This window comes from Sphingomonas sp. (assembly GCF_017304635.1).
GTDB lineage: Bacteria > Pseudomonadota > Alphaproteobacteria > Sphingomonadales > Sphingomonadaceae > Sphingomonas.
The window spans coordinates 28,771-52,846 of the sequence record NZ_JAFKMA010000005.1 but is presented as its reverse complement, the minus strand read 5'-3'; the positions used below and the strand labels follow the sequence as shown (position 1 = coordinate 52,846).

Genomic DNA, 24,076 nt, shown 5'->3' with positions numbered 1-24,076 from the left:
GACTCCTCTTCGCGAATTCGGTGGAGTCCGGGTGTTCAGCCTAACCTGTCCGTCAGATGAATGCGGCGGGCGAAACGGTCGATTTAGCGGGTGGCTGGAGCGACCCGTGCGCCGAAACGAAGAAGACGGACCGATGTGCTGCGTCGCCATCCACCGCATTTCCGTCGAGTCGGCGGGCTTGATGCACGCAATCGATCTCCCGAACGCCGGCCTCTCATGCGATACGGATTCACCCCGAAGGCGTTGTATTCGGCGGGTGTATGTCGGCCAGCCAAGCGCCCGACAAATTTCGCGCCCGAACCCTCTTCCCGCCTATGATTTCCGCTAGACTGAATCGCGCCGTCGGCTAGCATCGCGTACACTCGATCGACGCCACGGAGGGGATGCGATGAAGCTCGCGATGCGGTTCGCTTGTGTGGCGCTCGTGCTGGCTCCGTTCGCGGCGTTCGGCGACAATGCGCCGCAGATCACGATGGCGACGCCGGGAGTCGGCGACGGCGCGATCGAGCGGTTAACGGTGCGTTTCAGCCAGCCGATGGTGCCGCTGGGCGATCCGCGCGCCGCGTCGCCGTTCGACGTGAAGTGCGACGTGGGCGGTCAGGGCCGCTGGGCCGACCAGCAGACCTTCGTCTACGAGTTCGAGAAGGGCCTGCCCGGCGGGACCACCTGCGCGTTCACGACCAAAACCGGGGTCAAGAGCGTGTCGGGCTACGCGCTCGCCGCCGGCCAGCATTTCACGGTCGATGCCGGCGGACCGATCGCCCGCGCGGTGCTGCCGACGAGCGGCAATGGCGAGATCGAGGAGGACCAGGTGTTCCTGGTCGCCGCCAACCTGCCTGCCGCCCCGGCCAGCGTCGCCGCCAACGCCTATTGCTCGGTCGAGGGGCTGGGCGAGAAGATCCCGGTCGACGTCCTGCCCGCCGATACCGCCGCCAAGGTGCTCGGCCAGATGCACGACGACTACAACGTCAGCAGCTTCCTGGAGAATGCCGGGCTGCCCGACAAGGTGCCGGCGAGCGCGACCGACGCGCAGAAGATGCTGGCCGGGGTGATCGCGCTGAAATGCCGCCGGCCGCTGCCCGCCGGGCACGACATGGCGTTGGTCTGGTCGGGCCGAATCGCGAGCGCGGGCGGCAAGCTGGCCGGCGCCGATCAGCGGTTCGACTATACGGTGCGCAAGCCGTTCGCGGCGCGCTTCGAATGCAGCCGTGTCAACGCGCAGGCCGGATGCAATCCGGTCGAGAAGGCGTATCTGCGCTTCACCGCGCCGGTGCCGATGAGCGTCGCGCGCGACGTCCGCATCACCGCCGCCGATGGCACCACGATCAAGCCGACCTTCGACAAGGACGAGGAGAAAGCGGCGACGATCAGCGACATCACCTTCGCCGCCCCCTTCCCCTACGCCACCACCGCCAGGCTGAGCATCCCGGCCGGGGTCAAGGACGAGAGCGGCCGCCCGCTGACCAACGGCGAGCGCTTCCCGCTCGACATCCGCTTCGATCAGGCGCCGCCGCTGGTGAAGTTCGCCGCCGGGTTCGGTATCCTGGAACTGAAGGAAGGCGGCGTGCTGCCGGTGACAGTGCGCAACGTCGAACCGGCTTTGCAATCGCGCAAGCTCGCGATCGGCGGCCAGATGCTGCGGATCGACGCGTCGGACGGCAAGGTGGCCGAGTGGCTGCGTACGGTCGATGCGGCCGACGACACCAGGATCGAGGACATCAAGCACGGCGACGACGTCGTCGCCCGCGTCAACCATACCGGCGAGACGCCGATCCTCAACGGGTCGAACGCCGGCCAGGGCGTGTCCCTCCCCCTGCCCGGCAAGGGCAAGGATTTCGAGGTCGTCGGCATCCCGCTCGCGAAACCCGGCTTCTACGTCGTCGAACTCGCCAGCCCGACGCTCGGCCGCGCGCTGCTCGGCCATGCCGGCACGCGCTACGTCGCGACCGCCGCGCTCGTCACGAACATGGCGGTGCACTTCAAATGGGGCCGCGAGCGCAGCCTCGCCTGGGTGACCGCGCTCGACAGCGCGAAGCCGGTCGCGAACGCCGCGGTGGCGGTGACCGACAGCTGCACCGGGCAATTGCTGGCGAAGGGCACGACCGACGCGTCGGGCGCGGTGTTCATCCCGGCCGGACTGCCCGAGCCCGAAACCTATGGCGGCTGCAACGACAGCGGCAGCCACCCGCTGATGGTCTCCGCCCGCGCCGACGGCGACTACAGCTTCACGTTGACCGCCTGGGGCGAAGGCATCCGCCCGTTCGACTTCGACCTGCCCTACGGCTATTCGAAGTCCGACGAGGTGTTCCACACCGTGTTCGACCGCGCCCTGGTCCGCCAGGGCGAGACGATCCACATGAAGCATATCGTCCGCCAGCCGGACGGATCGGGCTTCTCGATCGGCGCGGGGTTCACCGGGACGCTGCGGCTGTCGCACACCGGGTCCGACACGACGTTCGACCTGCCGCTCAAGATCGATGCCAACGGCATCGGCGAGACCGAATGGACCGCCCCCAAGGGCGCGCCGATGGGCGACTATTCGCTGTCGGTGGTGGTCGACAACGTCACCAAGATTTCGACCGGCCAGTCGTTCAAGGTCGACGAATACAAACTGCCGACGATGCGGGCGAGCGTGACCGGGCCGAAGGACGCCGCGGTGCGCCCGCGCTCGCTGCCGCTCGACCTGTTCGTCGGCTACCTCGCGGGCGGCGGCGCGTCCAACCTGCCGGTCGAGATGCGGATCGGCTATTTCGGGCGGTCGGCGACGCCGGATGGCTATGACGGCTACACGTTCGGCGGCGCCGACGTGCAGGAGGGCACGAAACCGCTCAAAGGCGACGGCGAGGAGACCGCGACGCCCCTGCCCCCGACCCAGACCATTCCCGTCACGCTGGGCGGCGACGGCACCCGGCAACAGGCGGTCGACGTGCCCGGCCTGGACGGCGCGACCGATATGCTGGTCGAGATGGATTACCAGGACGCGAACGGCGAAGTACTGACCGCGTCGAAACGAATCCCGATCTTCCCCTCGGCGGTGCAGCTCGGCGTCAGGACCGACGGCTGGCTGATGAAGCAGGACGATTTGCCGCTGAAGTTCGTGGCACTCGACACCGCCGGCAAGCCGGTGAAGGGGCAAGCGATCCAGGTCGCGCTCTACAGCCGCCAGATCCTGACCGCGCGGCGGCGGCTGATCGGCGGCTTCTACGCCTATGACAACCAGATGACGACCAAGCGGATTTCGGGAAGCTGTTCGGCGACCACCGACACGCTCGGCACCGCGCAGTGCAAGATCGACCCCGGCGTGTCGGGCGAGGTCTATATCGTCGCGACGACCAAGGACGCGAACGGCAACGTCGCGCGCGCGGTGCGCTCGGTCTGGCTGGCGGGCGACAAGGAATGGTGGTTCGGCGGCGACAATGGCGACCGCATGGACGTCGTGCCCGAGCAGCAGAGCTACAAGGCGGGCGACATCGCCAAGTTCCAGGTGCGCATGCCGTTCCGCGAGGCGACCGCGTTGGTCACGGTCGAGCGCGAGGGCGTGCTGTCGAGCTTCGTCGCGCACCTGACCGGTGACAATCCGGTGGTCGAGGTCGCGATGCCCGGCGGCTATGCGCCCGATTGCTACGTGTCGGTGATGGCGGTGCGCGGGCGCGTGGCAACGAGCAACGGCGGCTGGCTGCGCGGGCTCGGCCAGACGCTGGGGATCGTCGCGCCGGCGCCCGAGGAACAGGAACCGACCGCTTTGGTCGACCTCGCCAAGCCGAGCTACCGCCTCGGCATCGCTAAGGTGAAGGTCGGGTGGGAAACGCACACGCTGGGCGTCAGCGTGAAGGCCGACCGCCAGCGCTATGCCGCGCGCGAAACGGCGCAGGTCGACGTCGCGGTGAAGGGTCCGGACGGCAAGCCGGCGCGCACCGCCAACGTCGCGTTCGTCGCGGTCGACCAGGCGCTGCTCCAGCTCGCGCCCAACGATAGCTGGGACGTGCTGACCGCGATGATGGGCGATCGCCCGCTGTCGGTGCTGACCGCGACCGCGCAGACGCAGGTCGTCGGCAAGCGCCATTACGGCAAGAAAGCGGTCGAGGCCGGCGGTGGCGGCGGCGGCGACCTGTCGGGGCTCAACCGCGAGAATTTCCAGCCGGTGCTGCTGTGGCAGGGCGAGGTGCCGCTCGACGCGAACGGCCATGCCCGCGTGGCCGTCCCGCTCAACGACGCGCTGACCACCTTCAAGCTGGTGGCGATCGCGACCGACGGCGCGCAATTGTTCGGGACGGGCAGCACCGATATCCGCACCGCGCAGGACCTGACGGTCTATGCCGGGCTGCCCGGGCTGGTGCGCACCGGCGATAACTATGCGGCGGGCTTCACGCTCCGCAACGGCTCCGACAAGCCGATGACGGTGACCGCGACCGTCGAACTGTCGCCGGCGATCGCCACCGGCAAGCCGCTGACGGTGACGATCCCGGCCGGGGGCGCCGCACCGGTCGCGTGGAACCTGACCGCGCCGGCCAATGCGGGGCAACTCAAATGGACGGTCAGCGCGCGCTCGGCCGACGGCAAGGCGGTCGACCGGCTGACCACGACGCAGGATATCGTCGAGGCGGTCCCGACCGAAATGTGGGCGGCGACGCTGACGCGGCTCGGTCCCAACACCTCGATCCCGATCGCGCCGCCGGCGGGCGCGCTGCCCGGGCGCGGGGTGATCGACGTGCGGCTGTCCGACACGCTGGCGCCCCCGCTCGAGGGCGTGCGGCAATATATGCTCGCCTATCCGTACGACTGTTTCGAGCAGCGGTTGAGCCGGATCGTCGCGATCGGCGATGCCGCCGGCTGGACGCAATTGGCGAGCGAGATCCCGACCTATCAGGCGAGCGACGGGCTGCTCCGCTACTGGCCGATGGCCTCGCTCGATGGGTCGGAGGCGCTGACCGCCTACGTCCTGTCGCTGACTTCAGATGCCGGACTCGCCATTCCGGAGGCGAACAAGACGCGCATGGTCGAGGCGATGAAGGCGGTGCTCGACGGCCGGCTGCGGCACGAGGATTACGGCGATCCGCGGCTCCGTCGACTCGCCGCGTTCAATGCCCTGGCCCGCGCCGGCGCCGCGACCCCGGCGATGCTCGGCCAGCTCGGCATCAACCCGTTCGAGATGCCGACCGCGAGTCTCGCCGACTATCTCGTCGCGCTCGACAAGGTGCCGGGCCTCGCCAACGCCCCCGCGCTGAAGGGCAAGGTCGAGGCGGAACTGCGCAAGCGGCTGGTCTATGAAGGGACCGAGCTCCAGCTAAGCGACGGCGACAAGGCCGCGTGGTGGCTGATGTCGTCGGAGGACGAGGCGGCGATCAAGGCGGTCGTCGCGACGCTCGGCCGGCCGGGCTGGAACGACGAGGCGGCGAAGATGATGGTCGGCGTCGCGCTGCGCCAGCGCCGTGGGCATTGGGACACGACCACCGCCAATGCCTGGGGCGCGGTCGCCGCGCGCAAGTTCGGCGGGCTCTACCCGGCCAGCGCGATCACCGGGCCGACCACGCTGTCGCTCGGCCAGCAGTCGGTCACGCGGATGTGGCCGCTCGCCGCCGACCAGCGGCTGGTCAGCTTCCCGCTGCCGGCGCAGGCGATGCCGCTGTGGCTGCGCCAGCCGAGCGGGGCGGGGCCGTGGGCGACGGTGTCGCTGTCGGCGGCGGTGCCGCTGACCCAGCCGCTCAACGCCGGCTACCGGATGACGCGCAAGGTCGAGGCGGTCAGCCAGCGTAACGCCGGCCGCTGGACGCGCGGCGATGTCGTCAAGGTGACGATCACCGTCGATGCCTCGGCCGAACGCAACTGGGTGGTGGTCAACGACCCGATCCCGGCGGGCGCGACGATCATCGGTGACCTCGCCAACCAGTCGCAGATGCTCCAGGCCGATGGTGGCCAGGGCGTCCAGCCGAGCTATGTCGAGCGCCAGCGCGATGCGTGGAAGGGCTATTTCGGCTGGGTCCCGCGCGGGCAGTTCACGGTCGCCTACACGATGCGGCTGAACGGACCGGGCACGTTCAATATACCGGCGAGCCGGGTCGAGGCGATGTACTCCCCCGCGATCCGCGCGCAGGTGCCGAACGCGCCATTCGTGATCGCGGCACAGTGAGGCCGAAAGACATCCTTGAGATGAGCGCCACCCCGGCGAAGGCCGGGGCCCAGTTGCGATGTCCTTCATAACCGGGCGCGTCGCGCCGCCGCTCTTTCGTCGATACTGGGCCCCGGCCTTCGCCGGGGTGGAGTGGTAAGGTGAAGGCGCGGGCAATGAACCTCTGGCGCCGCGTCCGCGCGATCGAGGCGCGCGTCAACGACGTGCTCGCGACCACCTGGTACTGGCTCGTCGCGCATCGCCCGCGCAATCGCCGGCATTGGACGTGGGTCGCGATCGGCACGGTCGTCGCGGCGTTCGGCGTACTCGACTACCTGACCTACCCGCCGCCGATCCCCGATTATGCCAGCGTCCGCGCCGCCTATCGCCCGTCCGAGGCGTGGTTGTACGACCGCCACGGCGTACTGATCGATTCGTCGCGGGTCGATTTCGAGCGCCGCCGCTTGGCCTGGACGCCGCTCGATCATGTTGCGCCCGCCGTGCCCGCGACGATCGTCGCCGCGGAGGACCACCGCTTCTACAGCCATGGCGGCGTCGACTGGCTGGCGAGCTTCGCGGCTCTGCGCGACCGCGTCGAGGGCAAGCCGTCGCGCGGCGCTTCCACGCTGTCGATGCAGGTCGCCGGGTTCCTGGCGCCCGACCTCGCGCGGCCCGGCGCGCGCGGCTGGCTCGACAAATTGCGTCAGATGCGCGCCGCCTGGGCGATCGACGGCGCGTGGCGCAAGGACCAGATCCTGGAGGCGTACCTCAACCTCGCCGGCTATCGCGGCGAGGCGCAGGGGATCGGTGCCGCCGCGCTCGGGCTGTTCGGCAAGACTCCCGATGCGCTGAGCCGCGACGACGCCGTGATGCTGACCGCGCTATTGCCCGAACCACAGGCCGCCCCCGCCGCCATCGCGCGCCGCGCCTGCGCGGTGTCGCACGATAGCGATTGCAGCCGGTTCGAGGGTGAGGCGTATGCGATGACCGGCCCCGCGCGTAGCCTGCAACTCGACCCCGGCCTCGCCCCGCATCTCGCCGCGCGCCTGCTCACCAAGCCCGGCCTGCGCGTCACCACGACGCTCGACGCCGCGATCCAGCGCATCGCGATCGTCGCGCTCAAACGGCAATTGCTGGAGCTGGGCGGCAGCCGCGCGCGCGATGGCGCGGTGGTGGTGCTCGACAATGCGACCGGTGACGTGCTGGCCTATGTCGGCGGGATCGGCGGCAATTCGACCGCGCCGGCGGTCGACGGCGCATCCGCCTATCGCCAGGCGGGATCGACGCTCAAACCGTTCCTCTACGCGCAGGCGATCGAGCGCGGTTACCTGACCGCGGCCTCGATCCTCGACGATTCGCCGGTGCAGCTCGACACCGCGTCGGGGCTCTACGTGCCGCAGAATTACGACAAGGGGTTCAAGGGGCCGGTGTCGGTGCGGTCGGCGCTGGCGGGGTCGCTCAACGTGCCGGCGGTACGCACGCTGTTGCTGGTCGGGGTCGACGCGTTTCGCGATCGGTTGTGGGACACGGGCTACAAGGGGCTGGTCGAGGACGGCGACTATTACGGGTTCAGCCTGGCGCTGGGGTCGGCCGAGGTGTCGCTGCTCGAACAGGCCAATGCCTATCGCAGTCTCGCCAATGCCGGGCGCTGGGCGCCGTGGCGGCTGACCGCGAGCGATCCGCGTGCGGCCGGCCGCGCGATCACCACGCCGCAGGCCGCGTGGATCGTCGGCGACATGCTGAGCGACCCCAACGCCCGCGCCGTCACGTTCGGACTCGATTCGTCGCTGCGCCTGCCGTTCTGGGCGGCGGCCAAGACGGGTACGTCGAAGGCGATGCGCGACAATTGGTGCGTCGGTTTCTCAGACAGGTTCACCGTCGCGGTGTGGGTCGGCAATGTCGAGGGCGACGCGATGCGCGCGGTGTCGGGGACCAGCGGCGCGGCGCCGGTGTGGCGCGACGTGATGCTCGCGCTCCACGCCGGGCGACCCAGCCGCCAGCCGCCGATGCCCGGCGGGATCGAGGCGCGCAGCATCCGCTTCGCCGACAACATCGAGCAGCCGCGCCGCGACTATTTCCTCGCCGGCACGGGGATGAGCGTGATCGCCGCCGCCCCCGGCGAATCGCGCCGGCCGAAGATCGCCAATCCGGTGTCGGGCAGCATCTACGCGCTCGATCCCGACATTCCGATCGATCGCCAGCGGCTGGCGGTGGCGGTGACCGGGGACGCGGCGGCGCACCACCTGAAGCTCGACGATCGCGACCTGGGCGATGCGGCGGCGGCCCCGCTGATCCTGCCGGGGCGCGGCCGGCACCGGCTGGCGCTGCTCGATTTGGGCGGCAAGGTGGTCGATCAGGTCGTCTTCACGATGCGCTGACGCCGCGCTTCCAATGTTGGATCGCGGCCGTCATGCTGGCCGGCGATCTTTGACAGCGCCGGAAGGAACATCGTGATGCCGCGTATGCACGCGGCACGGTCGGCGCCCCGTCATGCGCGGCGCGGCGGCCACCGCCCGGGGCTCGTACCCTCGTCAAGTTCGTCAACTTTGGCCGATCCGCGACGCCCGAACGGGGGCCGTACCCCCGTCAAGTTCGTCAACTTTGGCCGGCCAGCGACGCCCGGGCGGGCATTGAATACGCCCGGGCGTCGGCCTCTACCGGTGATTACCAGTAGAAGTGGTTGATGACGCGGACGACGATGCCGCGCCGCATGTCGACCAGCAACAGATCGTCATAGTGGCGCACCCAGCGCTGGCCGTAGCCGGCGGGCGGCAGGCGATAGCGCCACGGATCGGCGACGACATAGGCGCCGCCGTAATAGACCGGGGCGATTCGCACGCCGGGGCGGAACGCATAGTAACGGAACGGCGCCCGCCAGTTGCCGCGCGCATACAGCCCGCGATTCTGGTCGCGCCAGCCGCGCCAGTCATTGTCGCCCCAGCGGCGGTTCATGTCCTGGCGATAGTCGCGCTGGTCCTCGCGCAGGTCGCGGCGGTCCTGCCGGATATCGCGACGGTCACGCTGGATGTCGCCGTACGACTGGGCTTGGGCGGCGACCGGCAGGACGGTCGCGGCGACGAGGGCGGTCAGGATCAATGTACGCATGATCGACTCTCCATGGCTTGGTGACGACGCGCACCATGCGTCGCCGTGGGAGACGATCTAGGCGGGGCGGACTGAACGGACCGCGAATAGGCGAGTCAGGCTGGCGACAGGGTTGTAACGATGTGTCGCGTGCTCGTTGGAGCAGGAGCGGCGCCGGCGGCGAAGCCGCCGTCGTCGGCCGGATCGGACTGCGTCCGTCCGCCGTCCGGGCAAGGCGATCGCTACGCGAGCGGCGCGGGCGTCGCCGCGCCTTCGCCTTACCTAGGGCTGGTCGCTGCCGCCGCCCTGGCCGGCCCCGGTGCCCGCCCCGACCGCGCCGATATTGCTGAAGATATCCTCGAAGAAGCCGCGCTTGCGGCCGAGCGTCGGGGTCGTCTTGCCGTACGGCGTCACCTGCGCGACCTGATCGACCGTGGTCCGCGTGATGCTCGACACGACGTCCTTGTCGTCGAAGGCGATCTTCAGCGTGATCTGGCTGGCGGGCTTGGGGTTGCGATAGGCCAGGTTGCGGCTGTCGCGCGCCAGATAATACCATTCGCCCTTGTTGAACTGGCTGGCGAAGGTCGGCGTGCCCAGCGTCTGCTGGACCGACGAGCGGTTGTCGACGCCCGGCTGGACCGAATTCACCAGATCGGCATCGATGATATAGCCCTGGTGGGACCTGAGCGGCACGCAGGCGCTCGCCACCAGCGTCAGTGCCGCCGCCATGGCGACCCTTCCCGCGATCCGGCCAGCCTTCATCATTCGTATCTCCTGCGCCCACGCGTCACCCGACGCGTTGCATCGCGCGCCGATCGCCTCAATATGGAAACCACCGGCGTGGCACAAGGCCGCCCACTTTATGGCGAGATGATGGGAATCTTCGATCGTTTCAGGAAATCGCGCGACGAGACCGCGACGCTGTACCGCGCGGTCGTCGCCAGGGCGCGGCAACCGCACTGGTATCTCGCGGGCGCGGTGCCCGACACGATCGACGGCCGGTTCGACATGATCGCCGCGGTGCTGGCGATCGTCATGCTGCGGCTGGAGGACGATCCCGCCGGCGTGCGCGCCTCGACTCAGCTGTCGGAAGCGTTCGTCGACGACATGGACCCGCAATTGCGCGAGATCGGGATCGGCGACCTGCTGGTCGGCAAGCATGTCGGGCGGATGATGGGGATGCTGGGCGGCCGGCTCGGCGCGTATCGCGACGGACTGGCGGCGGGCGATCTGGCGCCGGCGCTGGTCCGCAACCTCTATCGCGGCGAATCGCCCGAGCCCGGGGCGGTACGGCACGTCGCCGATTCGCTGACGGCGCTGCGCGATGCGCTGGCGACGATGCCGACGTCGGCGCTGCTGGCGGGCGACCTGCTGTGACCGCCCCCGAATTCTCGCGGATCGAGCGCGTCGACACGATCGGCGCCGAACCGCGCGCGGTCACGATCGACGCCGATGCGGCGGAGCGCACCGCCCTCGCCCGCCGCTTCGACCTGGTCGCGATCGACCGCCTGACCGGCACCTTCACGCTCCGTCGCGACGCCGCCGGGATCGTCGCCGAGGGTCGCGTGCAGGCCGCCGTCACGCAGGCGTGCAGCATCACCGGCGATCCGATCGCCGCCACGGTCGACGAGCCCGTCGCCCTGCGCTTCGTCGAGGCGAGCGAATCGGGGGTGGACGAGGTCGAGCTCGCCGATGGCGATCTCGACGTGATCGCCTGTGACGGCGGCGCGATCGACCTGGGCGAGACCGCCTCCGAGACGATGGCGCTCGCGCTCGATCCCTTCCCGCGCGGTCCCGGCGCCGAGGCGGCACTGCGCGATGCTGGCGTGCTGAGCGAGGAGGAAGCGGGGCCGTTCGGCGCACTCGCCGCGTTGAAGGACAAGCTCGCCGGGCGCTGACCGGACGGCTTCGGTCCGGCGGCTTCACAGGACTGTCACATTAGCGCAATAGAGCGACGGCGCGCACTGCTTCCCGGCAGGCTCGCGCCGGGGAGCCCAGCATTCGTCAGATCGCCGCCTTGCCTTACCGTACCGACGGGTCGGGGATCGACGCGCCGGTGCGGGTGCTGCTGGTGACGTCGCGCCAGTCGAAGCGCTGGGTGGTGCCCAAGGGCAATCCGTCCGCGACGCTCGGCCCGCATGCCGCCGCCGCGCTGGAGGCGGAGGAGGAGGCCGGGGTGCAGGGCCTCGTCTGCCCCACCCCGCTCGGCTCGTACCGCTATCGCAAGACGCGCGGCAACGGCGCCTCGCTGATGGTCGACGTCGACATCTTTCCGCTCGCCGTCAGCCGCGAACTGCCCGAATGGAAGGAACAGGCCGAGCGCGAGCGCCGCTGGTTCAGCCTGGCCGACGCCGCCGCCGCGGTCGACGAGCCCGACCTTCGCGATCTCATCCGTTCGTTCGGCCCCGCCGATTTCACCGCGGCCACGCGCCGCACCACCATGCTCGCCATCGTCGCGCAAAAATCGAGGATCAGTCCCATGTTCGCCTGGTTTCAGCGGCTCTTGCCCAAATCCGGGAATTTCTTCGACCTGTTCGAAGCGCACGCCGTCACGATCAGCGCCGCCGCCGACGCGCTGTCGCGGCTGATGCAGGACGGGGTCGCGGCGCGGGACCATATCCGTGAAGTGATCGAGCGCGAGAACGACGCCGACGGCATCACCCGCGACGTGCTGCTGACCGTGCGCCAGACCTTCCTGACGCCGTTCGATCGCGGGGCGATCACCAGCCTGATCGGGTCGATGGACGACACCGTCGACGAGATGCAGGCCGCGGTGCAGGCGATCGACGTGTACGAGGTCCAGGGCTTCGACCAGGAAATGCGCGATATGGCGGCGATCATCGTCGATGCCGCCCGGCTGACCGTCGAGGCGATGCCGCTGCTCCGCGACGTCGGCAAGAACGGCCCGCGCCTGCACGAACTGACCGAACGGATCGTGCGGATGGAGGGGCAGGCCGACGCCATCCACACCGCCGCGCTCAAGAAGGCGTTCAAGGCGATGGGCGACGTCGAGACGCGCGACTTCATCGTCAAGCGCGAAATCTTCAAGCATCTCGAGCGGATCGTCGACGCGTTCGAGGATGTCGCCAACGAGATCGACGGCATCGTCATCGATCACGCCTGACGACGGGGCCGAACCATGCACGAGCTCGCGCTTCCCCTGCTGATCGGGTTGATCCTGACCGCGCTGGCGTTCGATTTCCTGAACGGCATGCACGACGCCGCCAACTCGATCGCGACGGTGGTGGCGACGCGGCTGTTGAAGCCGATCCACGCGGTCGCCTTCGCCGCCTTCTTCAACTTCGCCGCCTATTTCCTGACGCTGGCCTATCCGTCGCTGCACAAGGTCGCGGAGACGATGGGCAAGGGGCTGATAGACAAGGACCTGGTGACGCCCAGCGTCGTGTTCGGTGCGCTGGCCGGGGCGATGTTCTGGAACGTCGTTACCTGGCTGAAGGGCATTCCGTCGTCGTCGAGCCACGCGCTGGTCGGCGGCGTCATCGGCGCGGGCGTGGCGCATGCCGGGTTCGGCGCGATCCAGTGGACCGGCCTCAACAAGACCCTGCTGTTCATCGTCCTGTCGCCGCTGATCGGGATGGCGGTGTCGATGCTGATGATGCTGGTCACCAGCTGGATGTTCCGCGGCGCCACCAGCAAGTCGTCGGAGCGCAGCTTCCGCGTGCTGCACCTGATCTCGTCGGCGGCATTCTCGCTCAGCCACGGCCTCAACGACGCGCAGAAGACGATGGGAATCATCACCGTCCTGCTGTTCTCGACCGGGCATCTGGCCGGCAAGTTCGAGATCCCGCATTGGGTGGCGTTCAGCTGCTATATCGCGATGGGCCTGGGCACGCTTTCGGGCGGGTGGAAGATCATCGAGACGATGGGCAGTCGCATCACCAAACTGTCGCAGCACCAGGGGTTCAGCGCGTCGGCCGGCGGATCGGTCACGATCTTCGGCGCCAGCCTGCTCGGCATCCCGGTGTCGACCACGCACACGATCACCGGCTGCGTGATCGGCGCGGGCGTCGCGCGTCGCACGAGCGCGGTGCGCTGGGGCGTCGCGCAGAACGTCGTCGTCGCGTGGATCATCACGATCCCGGCAAGCGCGGCGGTCGGCGCCGGCTTCTACATGCTGACGCGGCTGTTCTGACGATCAGGAGGCGCGGCGGACGCGTTTCGCCAGAGCCTGCAACCCCAGTCGCTCGACCGATCGCTTGGCCAGCGCCATCGCGTCGTCGAAGCCGCGCAAGGCGGCGATCACCGCGCGGTTGGCCAGCGTCGGGCGCAGCAGCAGCAGGTCGCAGCATTCGACGCCGCCGGTCGCGAACTGGCGCTTGTGCTGGCCGTCACCCTCGGTGAAATCGAACCGCGCGACCGCCGGATCGGCGGCGAGATCGCGCAACGCCTCGACCTGAAGCATGGTCCCCGCCGACAATTCGGCGAAGCGCGGATCGTGACCGACGAACTCGTAGATCGCGGTATCGCCGTGCAGCGGGCAATAGAGATACGCCGCCGGCTCGCCGCCGACATGGAGCAGCCACGCCCGCACCTGCCCCGCCGCCGCCATCGCGTACATCCGCTGCACGAAGTCGGGCGTATCGGGCAGGCCCGCACCCATCAGCCGCTCCTGATAGGTGGCAAGCGCCAGCGCACGCGCGATCGGGTGGAACGCGGCAAGCTCGTCCGGGGTCGCATGGCGCCGCACGTCGATCGTCCCGCCCGACGCCTCGGCCAGCTTCTTGGCCTTGCGCTTGATCGTACCGCGCGTGTTGCCGGACAGCCGCGCGACATACGCATCGTACCCGCCGCTCAGATCGGCATAGCGCCGCGTATAGGTCTGGCGCGTGAAGGCGATCATCCCGCGCGCCGTCGCCAGCAAGGCCGCGCGCTGCGCCAGCGGGAGCGAAGTCACGAGGTATCCGTCGGCGCCGGCGTCGAGCGGCGGCAACGCCGGCAACCGCGCCGCCAGCGCCGCGTCGAGATCGAACGGCACGCGCACCAGTTCGCGACGGATCGCCAGCAAGGTCCGCGCACCGACCTGGAACTTGAGCGGCAGCGAGCGGGCGGCGGGCGCGGCCAGCGTCACGCCGCGCGTTCCTCGATCCAGTTGGACCAGAGCTGCTCGGCCTGCCGCCACCGCGTCCGCAGCACGCTCGGCCCGAGCAGCACCGCCTCGCCCGCGGCGAAGGTCGGCCGATCGCGGAAATGCGTGGTTTGCAGCGTCGACGGCGCGTCGGCGAGCATCGCGCACAATGCCTCGAACCGCGTGACATGGATGCGATTGGCGCGCGTGCCGGCACGATTGGCGAGCTCGAAACTATGGCCGACGATCGTCACGGCGGCGTGGCGGCGATCGATCGCATGGTCGAGCGCCGCGCGCATCTCACCGCGCGACACCGCGCAGATCTGGAAATGACGCAGCGACCCCGGCGTATCCTCGATCAGGGTCACCGGCACCTCGGTCACGTTGTTCCGCGAGACCGGCGCGATCTGGCGGCGGTCGAGCCCAATCGCGCTCGGCCACGGCGCGTCGGCGCCGTTATGGCTGCTGTCATAGGCGAAGCCGAGCTCGGCGAGAGCGGTCAGCGTATCGTCGTTGGCGGCGTAGCTGCCGGCGCGGAACGCACACGGTTCGGGCGCGCCGCACGCCTTCAGCAAGTCCCGCGCGCCCGACAGCAACGCGCGCTGCTCGTCCAGGCTATATTCGATCAGGTTGAACCGCGCGTAGCGTTCGCCGGCATCGTCGGCGCGCGCACCGCTCCAATTGGGGTGGAGGTGCAGCTGGACCTCCTGCCCCGCCGCCAGGATCGCCTCGATCACCGGCCGGATCGCGTCGAGCCCGAACACCATCGTCGGCATCGGATCGACAAAGAAGGTCGCCTTCAACCCATGCCGCCTGAGCGTCGCCAGCTGATGCGCGATGCCGACCCCGGCCGGCTCCAGAGAGCGCGCCATCTGCTCGACGAGCGGCAGGCCGGCGGCGTGGTGGCGCCACATCAATTCGGTATCGATCGTCAGGAACACCGCGGTCATGCCTCGCCGCGTAGCGCGCGGGCGTGAAGATTTTGCCAATCGCCCGCCCCGCGCCCTTTTCTGTGTCGGCCGCCGCCCCCACTTGCCCGGACAACGATGCAGGAGACGAGGGATGCGGATTTTCGTGACGGGCGCGGCCGGATTCATCGGCCAGGCGGTCACCGCCGAGCTGATCGGTCATGGCCATGACGTGCTGGGCCTGGCGCGCAACGACGCCAATGCCGCAATCCTGGAGGCGGCCGGCGCAGCGGTCCATCGCGGCGACCTCAACGACGCCGACAGCCTGATCGCGGGCGTGCGTCAGGCGGATGCGGTGATCCACCTCGCCTTCATCCACGATTTCGCGAAGTTCCAACAGAATATCGAGACCGACAACGCCGTCGTGACCGCGATGATCGAGGCGCTGGGCGGGTCGGACAAGCCGTTCATCGGCACCTCCGGCACGCTGATGCTGCCGCCGGGCCGGCTCGGCACGGAGCAGGACCGCCCCGGATCGCGCGGCGGCGGCGTGTCGCGCGGCGATACCGAACTGGTGGTGACCGGCGCGTCCGGCGTGCGCGGCGCGGTGGTGCGCCTGTCGCCGAGCGTCCACAGTCAAGCCGACAAGCACGGCTTCGTTCCCATGCTCATCAAAATCGCGCGCGAAAAGGGCCATGCCGCCTATATCGGCGACGGCGCCAACCGCTGGTCGGCGGTGCACCAGCTCGACGCCGCGCGACTCTATCGGCTGGCGGTCGAGCGGACGCCGGGCGGGAAGACCTATCACGGCGTCGGTGAGGAGGGCGTCGCGTTTCGCGATATCGCGACCGTCATCAGCGAAGGGCTCGACCTGCCCGTCCGCAGCATCGCGGCCGAGGAAGCGCCGGGCTATTTCGGCTGGATGGCGGGGTTCGCCGGCTCCGACAATCCCGCCTCCAACGCGATCACGCGCGAGGCCCTAGGCTGGGAACCGACCCACCCCGGCCTGCTCGACGACATGCGCGCGCATTATTTCGGATGACTGCGACGGTGCGCGTGGGACGCTAGCGCGCGTGGTAGAAGTCGTAGACCTGCTGCGCGACCGCTGCCGACACGCCGGGCGCTTTCTTGAGGTCGTCCAGGCTCGCGCCGCGCACCGCCCGCGCGGTGCCGAAATGCATCAGCAGCGCCTTCTTCCGCGCCGGTCCGATCCCCGGCACTTCGTCGAGCGGGCTCGCGCCGATCGCCTTGGCACGCTTGTCGCGATGCGCGCCGATCACGAAACGGTGGACCTCGTCGCGTAGCCGCTGGAGATAGAACAGCACCGGCGCGTTGGTCGGCAGCGTAAAGTCGCGCCCGTCCATCAGGTGGAACACCTCGCACCCCTCGCGGCCGTGTCCCGGTCCCTTCGCCACGCCGACCAGGCACACGTCCTCGATCCCCATGTCCTCCAGCACGCCCTTGGCCGCGTTGAGCTGCCCGCGCCCGCCGTCGATCAGCACGAGATCGGGCCAGTCGCCGGCATCGCGATCGGGATCCTCCGCCTGCGCGCGGGCGAAGCGGCGCTGGAACACTTCGCGCATCATGCCGAAATCGTCGCCCGGCACGGTATCCTTGTTGCGGATGTTGAACTTGCGATACTGGCCCTTGCGAAACCCCTCAGGGCCCGCGACGACCATCGCGCCGAGCGCGTTGGTGCCCTGGATGTGGCTGTTGTCATAGATTTCGATGCGGTCGGGCGGTTCGGCCAGATCGAACAATTCGGCGACCTCGCGCAACAGCTTCGCCTGCGTCGTGCTCTCCGCCAGCCGCCGTTCCAGCGCCTCTACCGCATTGCGCTTGGCCTGTTCCATCAACCGGCGGCGGTCCCCACGCTGCGGCACCGACAGCGCGACCTTGTAGCCGTTGCGCTCGGCCAGCGCCTCGCTCAGCAGCGCGCCTTCTTCCAGCTCGCGGTCGAGCAGGACCGTCCGCGCCGGCGGCACCTCCTCGTAGAATTGGGTCAGGAACTGCGTCATCACCTCGTCCTCCGGTACGTCGGCGGTGTGCGCGGGGAAGAAGCTGCGGTGACCCCAATTCTGGCCGCCGCGGATGAAGAACGCCTGGATGCCGATCACCCCGTCCCGGCACGCCAGCGCGAAGACGTCGGCATCGCCCACCCCTTCGGCGTTGATCGCCTGCGTCCCCTGGATGAAGGTCAGCGCGCGCAGCCGGTCGCGCAGCACCGCCGCGAGCTCGAAGTCCATCGCCCCGGCCGCCGCTTCCATCTGCGCGCCCAGCTTCGCCTGCACCTTGGTCGATTTGCCGGCCAGGAAGTCCTTCGCGTCGCCGACCAGTTCGGCATAACCCGCCTGGTCGATCCGCCCGACACACGGTGCCGAGCAGCGCTTGATCTGGTAGAGCAGGCACGGCCGGTCGCGCGTCTTGAAGAAACCATCGGTGCACGAGCGCAGCAGGAACAGCTTCTGCAACGCGTTGAGCGTGTTGTTGACGCTGCCAGCGCTGGCGAACGGGCCGTAATAATTGCCCTTGGCGCGCCGAGCGCCGCGATGCTTCTGCACGCGCGGGTAGTCGTGATCGGCGCGCAGCAGGATGAACGGAAAGCTTTTGTCGTCGCGCAGCAGCACGTTGTAGGCGGGGCGGAAGCGCTTGATGAGCTGCGCTTCGAGCAGCAGCGCCTCGGCCTCGTTGTTGGTCGTGACGATGGTCATCGACCGCGTCTGCGCGACCATCCGCTGCAACCGCTTGGGCAGGCGATCGACCTGGGTGTAGTTCGTCACGCGGTTGCGCAAAGCCCGCGCCTTGCCGACGTACAGCACGTCGCCGCGCGCATCCTGCATGCGATAGACGCCGGGCCGCGTCGGCAACGTCTTCAACACGTTGCGGATCGCCGCCACCCCGGCGGCGAGGTCGGGCGCATTCCCCTCGCCGCGAACGGCGTAGGTGGCCTTTTCCTCGTTGAATCGATTGGGCGAATTGGGATCGGACATGCCCGGCGAATCTAGGGAGTCGCCGGGCGTCCGACTAGTGCGACGGGCTTACTTGATCGCGGCGAGGTCGGTGGCGATCTTGGTCATCAGCGTCGCGGGCATCTTGTCCGGCGCATAGGGCTGGACCTGGTTGAGGCTCATGCCCTTGAACTGATCGTAGGCGGGATTGGCCGTCAAGTCGGTGCCGAAGTCGGCCGCAAGCACCGCCTTCGCCTTGGGATCGGCCATCAGCGTCTCGATCGGCGTGTCGAGCCCGAACTTCGCGGCCGCGACGGCAGGTGACGCGGGAGCCGGCGCCGGCGCCGGCGCGGTCTGCGCGAGAGCGGGCGTGGCGGCGAGCATGGCGGCGGCAAACAGAATCTTCATCAAGAACCCTCCCCGGATGGAGCGCCTTGCTAGGCCGGGTCGGGCGGACGAATCAAGCGATCTCGATCAACCCCGATGCTCGTCCCAGCGATCGAATTCGTACGCGATCGAGCCTTCGACCAGCCGTTCCCACAGCTCGCCGACGACATCGGACGGCACGCCGATCGTCGCGGCCTCGGCACGCGCATTGGCGATCACCTGCGCCTTGCGCCCCTCGTCGCGCACCGTGCGGCGATCCTGCTTGATCCGCGCGGCGGCGGTCATGAAGCGGAACCGCACGCCGAGCAGAGCGACGAGCTGGCGATCGACCTCGTCGACCCCGGCGCGCACCTCGGTCATCGTCTGGCAGTCTTCGGGAAGGATCATGGCGCAGGCGATAGCGGGCACACAGCGCCCGCGCTAGTCGGACGCCGGAGTCGAGCGCACCCAATAGGCCGCGAAGCGCTCACCGTTCGTCGCATCGGTTTCGAAATGCTGTGCATCCTCGACGAAACCCAATGCCCGCATATCCGCCGTCAGCTTAGCGCTCTGCAGAGCATCGACCGCATCGTCGGAGCGAAACGCGCCAGTCACCACGCATATCGTCCGGGCGCATCGCACCTGCACGTCGGATCCGACCCCGGCGATCCGACGATAGCGGGCCAGCATCGCCTCTTCGGTCCGTGACGCCCAATCCGGGTCGCGGAGCAGGCGCGCGAGCTCGCGGCTGCTGCCGACCCCGGTCTTGCGCCGGGCGTCGCGCAGCCGCTCATTGACCGCTGCCTCGGTGCGACCGGTCAGCGTCGCGATGCTCTTCGCGGTATGTCCCGACGCCAGCAACGCCAGCGCTTCACGCTCGGCGGCATTGAGGGACGTCAGATCAAGCGGGTCGGCGGGCATGGCGCCCGTGAAAGCAAAGCGGACCGGCTATGCCAAGTCCGCCGCGTCCCCGAAAAAATCGGGGATCAGTTCAGCCGCGACAGGCCGGCGATCGCCTTGTCGACCAACGCCGCATCGGCGCCGGCGCCGTGGGTGTCGGCAATGATCGACGCGGCGGCCTTCGTCGCGGCGTCGGCCGCCTTGGCGCGGACCTCGGCAAGCGCGGCGCGCTCGGCGGCGGCGATCTTGTCCTCGGCCATCTGGCCACGGCGCGCGACCAGCTCGGCGGCGTCGGACTGTGCCTTGGCGAGCAGAGCCTGCGCCTCCTGCTCGGCATGCGCGACGATCGCCTGCGCGTCGCCGGCACTCGCCGCATCGCGCTTCTTCGCCTCGGCCAGCAGCGCTTCCGCTTCGGCGCGGATCGCCTTGGCCTCATCGAGCTGGCGGCGCGTCTCAGCGATGCGACCGTCAAGCGCGTCGGCGATCCGCTTTGGCGCCTTCGCCACGAAAACCGCGAGCAGCAGGAAAATCGTCAGGCCGACATAAACCCAACCTTCCGCCCCCAGTCCGAGCAGCGTCGGGCCTTCCTCGTCCGCGTTCTGGGCGGCACCATTCGCTTCGGTGGTCGCGACGGTGGTGGAACCAACGGTCATTACGGGGCTCCTTAACCGATCGCCAAGCGCGCGGCGTTACCGGCGATGGTGTCTGACGGACGCGTTCCGGTCAGTCGCTCGACGATATCGGCAGCGGCAGTGGCGGCGACGCCCTCGATCTCGCCCATCGCCCGGTCGCGCGCTTTGCCGAGATCAGCTTCCGCCGCCGCAGTCTTGGTCGCGATCGCGTCGTGCGACGCCTTCAACTGCGCCTCCAGCGCGGCGCTCGCGGCGGCGCGCGCCTCGACCAGCCGCGCCCGCGCGGTTTCCTGCGCAGCGGCGACGCCCGCATCATAGTCGGCGGCCATGCGATCGGCTGCGGCCTTCGCCGATTCCGCATTGGCGAGATCGCCCGACACCTGATCCTCGCGCGCCTGCATCACGCGCCCGACCTTGGGCAGCGTGAAGCGGACAATCCCGAAATACAGGACCACGAAGAAGATCGCGAGCCAGACAAGCTGCGACCACAGGATGGCGGAAGAGAACTCGAACTGAGGCATGGCCGTCCGTTTCTTTCGTCGGTGACGGCGCTTACTTCGAGAAGGCCAGCGCCAGCGCGACGACCGCTGCGATCAGGCCGAGCGCCTCGGTTACAGCAAAGCCGAAGATCAGGCGGCCGCCCATCTTCGCGTCGGCTTCCGGATTACGCACTGCGCCATTCAGATACTGACCGAAGATATTGCCCACGCCGATCGCCGCGAAGCCCGCGCCCATCGCGGCGAGACCCGCACCGATCTTAGCTGCCGTTGCCACGTCCATGTCGAAATCCTTCTTAGTTGAACCGTTACTCAGTGAAGATTGATCGCGTCGTTGAGATAGAGCGACGCAAGCAGTGCGAAAACATAGGCCTGGACGACCGCGATCAGCACCTCGAGCGCCGACAGCGCGATGTTGACGCCCAACGGCACGATCCCGAATACATACGGCAACGCGCCGAATGAGCCGAGCGCGACGACGAACGTGCCGAACACTTTCAGCAGCACGTGCCCCGCGGTCATGTTGGCGAACAGTCGGATGGCGAGCGTGAACGGGCGGCTGAGGAAGCTCAGAACTTCGATTACGAACACGAACGCACCCAAGAAGATGTTGGCATCATGCGGCCAGAACAGGCTGAAGAAATGCAGACCGTGCTTCGCAAAACCGACGATGCAGACGATCGCGAACACGATGATCGCGAGCCCCAGCGTCACCGCGATATGACTGGTCGGGGTGAAGGCGCCGACCCACGGGATCAGGCCGAGGATGTTGCAGGCGAGCACAAAGATGAAAATCGAGAAGACCAGAGGCGCGAACTTGCGCCCCTCCGGCCCCACATTCTCATCGAGCATCTTGCGCACGAAATCGTACACATACTCGACCGCCGCCTGCCACCGACCCGGCACCAGTTGCGGTCGGGCGGTACCGACGAACAGGAAGATCGCGACGCCCGCGAGCGCCACCGCCATCCACAGCGACGAGTTGGTGAACGACAGATCGTACCCGCCAGCATTGATCGGGTGGAGCACCTTGAGCGCGAACTGTTCCATCGGGCCGGCCATGGCGTCGGTCCTCTTACTTGATCGCGCCGTCGGCGTCGAACTGCGCCGAGGTCTTGGATGCACGATACACGCCGGCAATGAAACCCAGCACGAGCAGGCCGATCATCACCCAAGGTGCGGTGCCGGCGGCGCGATCGATGAAATAGCCGATCGCGGCCGAGACCAGCACGGTGCCGACGAACTCGATACCGATCGCCCAACCACGGCTTTCGGCCGCGCCCTCACCAGGAGTTATCGGGCGCTCGATCTCGGCCTTCGCATCAGCGATGCGGCGGTCTAGATCATCGGAACGGCGGTCGTCTGCCAACGCGGAAACATCCTGATAAAGAAACGCCGCCACGCTCAGCCAAGCGGGCGACGGCAAAAAACGAGCGGGTGGGCAACGGACTGGCCACAGCCCCCGTTCGCTGATCGCGCGTTTAGGAAAGGCGGACTCGCGAGTCAACCATTGTGACATTGTGACGCTCGATTGCACCGCCCCGCCGCGCCCGATACGCTGCATGGCGATGAGCGAGGCGCCCTCCCCCACTGGCGGACCGAATGACGGGCACCGCGCCCGGCTGCGGCAGCGGCTGCTGACGGATGCCGACGGGCTGCTCGACCACGAGTTGATCGAATATCTGCTCGCGCTCGCCATCCCGCGCCGCGACACCAAGCCGCTGGCGAAGGCATTGTTGACCGAGTTCGGCGGGATCGCCGGCCTGCTGACGGCTGATGCCGAGGCGATCGGCCGCGTGAAGGGGATGGGCGAGACGTCGGTCGCCGCGATCAAGATCGCGCAGGCGGCGGCGTTGCGGCTGTTGCGGGCGGAAGCGATGGCCAAGCCGGTGCTCGGCAACTGGCAGGCGCTGCTCGACTATCTGCGCGCCGACATGGCACATCACGGCAACGAACGCGTTCGCGTGTTGCATCTCAATACGCGCAACATGTTGATTCGCGACGAATTGATGAATGAAGGATCGATCGACGAAGCGCCGGTCTATGTTCGCGAGGTTATCCGCCGGGCGATGGACCTGAAATCCGCCGCGATCATCCTGGTTCACAACCATCCTACTAGACCCACATCGATCACGCTCGATCACGCCCAAGCACATTGAAACACCACGATTTTTGGGCTTGAAAAGCTTCCGGTGACTGGGGCAAACTGAGGGCGGTAATTGGGGGATCGGAGCACATTCCGACCCCAATAACCGACTGACTACCGCCCTCAGTTTTCGGGAGACGTAGCATGGGCAGCCTCACCGATGGCGCGATCCGGCGCAGCATCAAGGACGTCGAACTGACCGGAAAGCAGAAGTCCCTGGCCGACGGCGAGGGACGCGGCGTGGGCCGCCTGGTCCTCGTCGTGCGGCCGATGCCTAAGCGGGTGCTGGCGGAATGGATGGCCCAGCAATGGCGCGACGGTAAGCGGATCAAGGCGAAACTCGGCGACTATCCATCGATGTCGCTCGCCGCAGCCCGAGAGGTTTTCAAGCGCGACTTCGCGGACGCGATCCAGAAGGGTCGGAGCATCAAGATCGTCACCGATGCTCGGCCCGGAACCGTCGCCGACCTTTTCGAAGCCTACGTCGCCTCGCTCAAAGAAGCAGGTAAGCCGTCCTGGAAGGAAACGGAGAAAGGACTGAACAAGGTAGCCGACACTCTTGGGCGCAACCGCCTTGCCCGGGAGATCGAGCCGGACGAGGTGACGGAGGTGCTCCGCCCGATCTTTGAGCGTGGGGCCCCTGCCATGGCGGACCACGTCCGCTGCTACATCCGCGCAGCTTACAGCTGGGGAATGAAATCGGAGCACGACTATCGAAACACGTCGCCGCGCCGATTTCGACTGGTCTACAATCCGGCGGCAGGTATCCCGACTGAGCCTAAGGTCGTCGGGTCCCGGTGGCTGGACGAAGATGAGTTTGTCCAGCTCTGGCGATGGCTCGAATGCCCCGACGTGCCGGTGCACCCGCCCTATCTGCGGGCCGTTCAGATCCTGATGCTCACGGGCCAGCGGGTCGAGGAAATCGCGCGCCTTCACAAGGATCAGTGGGATTCCCGCGAACGAATTCTCGACTGGTCAAAAACCAAGAACAGCAAGCCTCATGCGGTCCCTGTTCCGTCCTTGGCGGCGGAGCTTCTCGATTCCATTAAGCCGAACGAACATGGGTGGTTCTTCCCCTCGGCGAAGGATCCATCGAAGCCCGTCAGCCATGGGACGCTCTATGCCTTTATGTGGCGCCAGCGCGACCGCGGCGTCATCCCGGTCGTGACCAATCGCGACTTGCGGCGAACGTGGAAGACGCTGTCAGGCAAGGCTGGCGTGCCGAAGGAAATCCGCGATCGCATTCAGAACCATGCGCTGCAGGACGTTAGCTCCAAGAGCTACGACCGCTGGAACTACATGCCAGAGAAGCGAGCTGGCATGGCGCGCTGGGACAAGTTCGCCCGCACCATGCTGGCCAAGAAGCCCGTCCGCCGGCCAGCGAAGCAGGCGGCGTGATCTCG

Annotated in this window: 22 protein-coding genes; 9 read left to right on the top strand and 13 right to left on the bottom strand. The window is 68.1% G+C overall.

Annotation, left to right across the window (positions count from 1 at the left end):
* Positions 1–388: 388 nt before the first annotated feature.
* Together J0I47_RS13890 and pbpC are read left to right on the top strand one after the other, a co-directional pair.
* Positions 389–6,127 carry an MG2 domain-containing protein gene (locus J0I47_RS13890; protein WP_294047562.1) on the top strand — a complete coding sequence of 1,913 codons (5,739 nt, stop codon included), beginning with the start codon at positions 389–391 and terminating at the stop codon, positions 6,125–6,127.
* Positions 6,128–6,282: 155 nt separating this feature from the next.
* Positions 6,283–8,484, top strand: a complete 2,202-nt coding sequence (pbpC, locus tag J0I47_RS13885) for a penicillin-binding protein 1C (RefSeq protein ID WP_294047561.1) — start codon at positions 6,283–6,285, stop codon at positions 8,482–8,484.
* Positions 8,485–8,770: 286 nt separating this feature from the next.
* Here the strand turns inward: pbpC and J0I47_RS13880 are convergent, their stop codons facing one another.
* Both J0I47_RS13880 and bamE read right to left on the bottom strand, forming a co-directional pair.
* A complete protein-coding gene (locus J0I47_RS13880) occupies positions 8,771–9,211 on the bottom strand; it encodes an RcnB family protein (RefSeq protein WP_294047560.1) in 441 nt (146 codons plus the stop codon).
* A 261-nt stretch (positions 9,212–9,472) separates the two neighbouring features.
* Positions 9,473–9,955 carry an outer membrane protein assembly factor BamE gene (bamE, locus tag J0I47_RS13875; RefSeq protein WP_366810190.1) on the bottom strand — a complete coding sequence of 161 codons (483 nt, stop codon included), beginning with the start codon at positions 9,953–9,955 and terminating at the stop codon, positions 9,473–9,475.
* Between the two features lie 108 nt (positions 9,956–10,063).
* Here bamE and J0I47_RS13870 point away from each other — a divergent pair, with 108 nt between their 5' ends.
* From J0I47_RS13870 to J0I47_RS13855, 4 genes are all read left to right on the top strand, one after another.
* Positions 10,064–10,567: a ubiquinol-cytochrome C chaperone family protein gene (locus tag J0I47_RS13870; RefSeq protein WP_294047754.1), complete on the top strand. Its 504-nt coding sequence runs from the start codon at positions 10,064–10,066 to the stop codon at positions 10,565–10,567.
* Positions 10,564–11,088 carry a DUF177 domain-containing protein gene (locus tag J0I47_RS13865; protein ID WP_294047559.1) on the top strand — a complete coding sequence of 175 codons (525 nt, stop codon included), beginning with the start codon at positions 10,564–10,566 and terminating at the stop codon, positions 11,086–11,088. The genes J0I47_RS13870 and J0I47_RS13865 overlap by 4 nt, the downstream gene beginning before the upstream one ends.
* Positions 11,089–11,207: 119 nt before the next feature.
* Positions 11,208–12,314, top strand: coding sequence for a DUF47 family protein (locus J0I47_RS13860; RefSeq protein ID WP_294047558.1), 1,107 nt, complete (start codon positions 11,208–11,210; stop codon positions 12,312–12,314).
* A 15-nt stretch (positions 12,315–12,329) separates the two neighbouring features.
* Complete coding sequence (locus J0I47_RS13855) at positions 12,330–13,343, top strand: inorganic phosphate transporter (RefSeq protein ID WP_294047557.1); 1,014 nt, start codon at positions 12,330–12,332, stop codon at positions 13,341–13,343.
* Positions 13,344–13,346: 3 nt separating this feature from the next.
* Here the strand turns inward: J0I47_RS13855 and J0I47_RS13850 are convergent, their stop codons facing one another.
* Complete coding sequence (locus J0I47_RS13850; RefSeq protein WP_294047556.1) at positions 13,347–14,279, bottom strand: GNAT family N-acetyltransferase; 933 nt, start codon at positions 14,277–14,279, stop codon at positions 13,347–13,349.
* The gene (locus tag J0I47_RS13845) at positions 14,276–15,226 is read right to left on the bottom strand and encodes a polysaccharide deacetylase family protein (RefSeq protein WP_294047555.1); all 951 of its coding nucleotides are present in this window, start codon (positions 15,224–15,226) and stop codon (positions 14,276–14,278) included. Before J0I47_RS13845 ends, J0I47_RS13850 begins: the two co-directional genes overlap by 4 nt.
* A 112-nt stretch (positions 15,227–15,338) precedes the next feature.
* On the opposite strand from J0I47_RS13845, the gene J0I47_RS13840 reads away from it, so the two are divergent.
* The gene (locus J0I47_RS13840; protein ID WP_294047554.1) at positions 15,339–16,226 is read left to right on the top strand and encodes an SDR family oxidoreductase; all 888 of its coding nucleotides are present in this window, start codon (positions 15,339–15,341) and stop codon (positions 16,224–16,226) included.
* A gap of 22 nt (positions 16,227–16,248) precedes the next feature.
* On the opposite strand, the gene uvrC is transcribed toward J0I47_RS13840, so the two are convergent.
* The 9 genes from uvrC to J0I47_RS13795 all read right to left on the bottom strand — a co-directional run bounded on the left by uvrC (position 16,249) and on the right by J0I47_RS13795 (position 22,091).
* Positions 16,249–18,174, bottom strand: coding sequence for an excinuclease ABC subunit UvrC (uvrC, locus tag J0I47_RS13835; protein WP_294047553.1), 1,926 nt, complete (start codon positions 18,172–18,174; stop codon positions 16,249–16,251).
* Between the two features lie 48 nt (positions 18,175–18,222).
* The gene (locus tag J0I47_RS13830) at positions 18,223–18,540 is read right to left on the bottom strand and encodes a hypothetical protein (RefSeq protein WP_294047552.1); all 318 of its coding nucleotides are present in this window, start codon (positions 18,538–18,540) and stop codon (positions 18,223–18,225) included.
* 66 nt (positions 18,541–18,606) lie between these two features.
* Positions 18,607–18,906 carry a chorismate mutase gene (locus J0I47_RS13825; RefSeq protein ID WP_294047551.1) on the bottom strand — a complete coding sequence of 100 codons (300 nt, stop codon included), beginning with the start codon at positions 18,904–18,906 and terminating at the stop codon, positions 18,607–18,609.
* Positions 18,907–18,939: 33 nt separating this feature from the next.
* Entirely contained in the window at positions 18,940–19,419 is a 480-nt protein-coding gene (locus J0I47_RS13820) for a hypothetical protein (RefSeq protein WP_294047550.1), read from the bottom strand.
* Positions 19,420–19,484: 65 nt separating this feature from the next.
* The gene (locus tag J0I47_RS13815) at positions 19,485–20,051 is read right to left on the bottom strand and encodes a hypothetical protein (RefSeq protein ID WP_294047549.1); all 567 of its coding nucleotides are present in this window, start codon (positions 20,049–20,051) and stop codon (positions 19,485–19,487) included.
* A gap of 11 nt (positions 20,052–20,062) precedes the next feature.
* Positions 20,063–20,551, bottom strand: a complete 489-nt coding sequence (locus tag J0I47_RS13810) for an ATPase (protein ID WP_294047548.1) — start codon at positions 20,549–20,551, stop codon at positions 20,063–20,065.
* Between the two features lie 31 nt (positions 20,552–20,582).
* The gene (locus J0I47_RS13805; RefSeq protein ID WP_294047547.1) at positions 20,583–20,810 is read right to left on the bottom strand and encodes a F0F1 ATP synthase subunit C; all 228 of its coding nucleotides are present in this window, start codon (positions 20,808–20,810) and stop codon (positions 20,583–20,585) included.
* A 29-nt stretch (positions 20,811–20,839) separates the two neighbouring features.
* Positions 20,840–21,589 (bottom strand): F0F1 ATP synthase subunit A, encoded by a 750-nt coding sequence (locus J0I47_RS13800; RefSeq protein WP_294047546.1) that lies wholly within the window; start codon positions 21,587–21,589, stop codon positions 20,840–20,842.
* Between the two features lie 13 nt (positions 21,590–21,602).
* Positions 21,603–22,091, bottom strand: coding sequence for an AtpZ/AtpI family protein (locus J0I47_RS13795; protein ID WP_294047545.1), 489 nt, complete (start codon positions 22,089–22,091; stop codon positions 21,603–21,605).
* A gap of 4 nt (positions 22,092–22,095) precedes the next feature.
* Here J0I47_RS13795 and J0I47_RS13790 point away from each other — a divergent pair, with 4 nt between their 5' ends.
* Positions 22,096–22,686: a JAB domain-containing protein gene (locus J0I47_RS13790; protein WP_294047544.1), complete on the top strand. Its 591-nt coding sequence runs from the start codon at positions 22,096–22,098 to the stop codon at positions 22,684–22,686.
* A gap of 131 nt (positions 22,687–22,817) precedes the next feature.
* Positions 22,818–24,071: a site-specific integrase gene (locus J0I47_RS13785; RefSeq protein ID WP_116968893.1), complete on the top strand. Its 1,254-nt coding sequence runs from the start codon at positions 22,818–22,820 to the stop codon at positions 24,069–24,071.
* Positions 24,072–24,076: the final 5 nt, after the last annotated feature.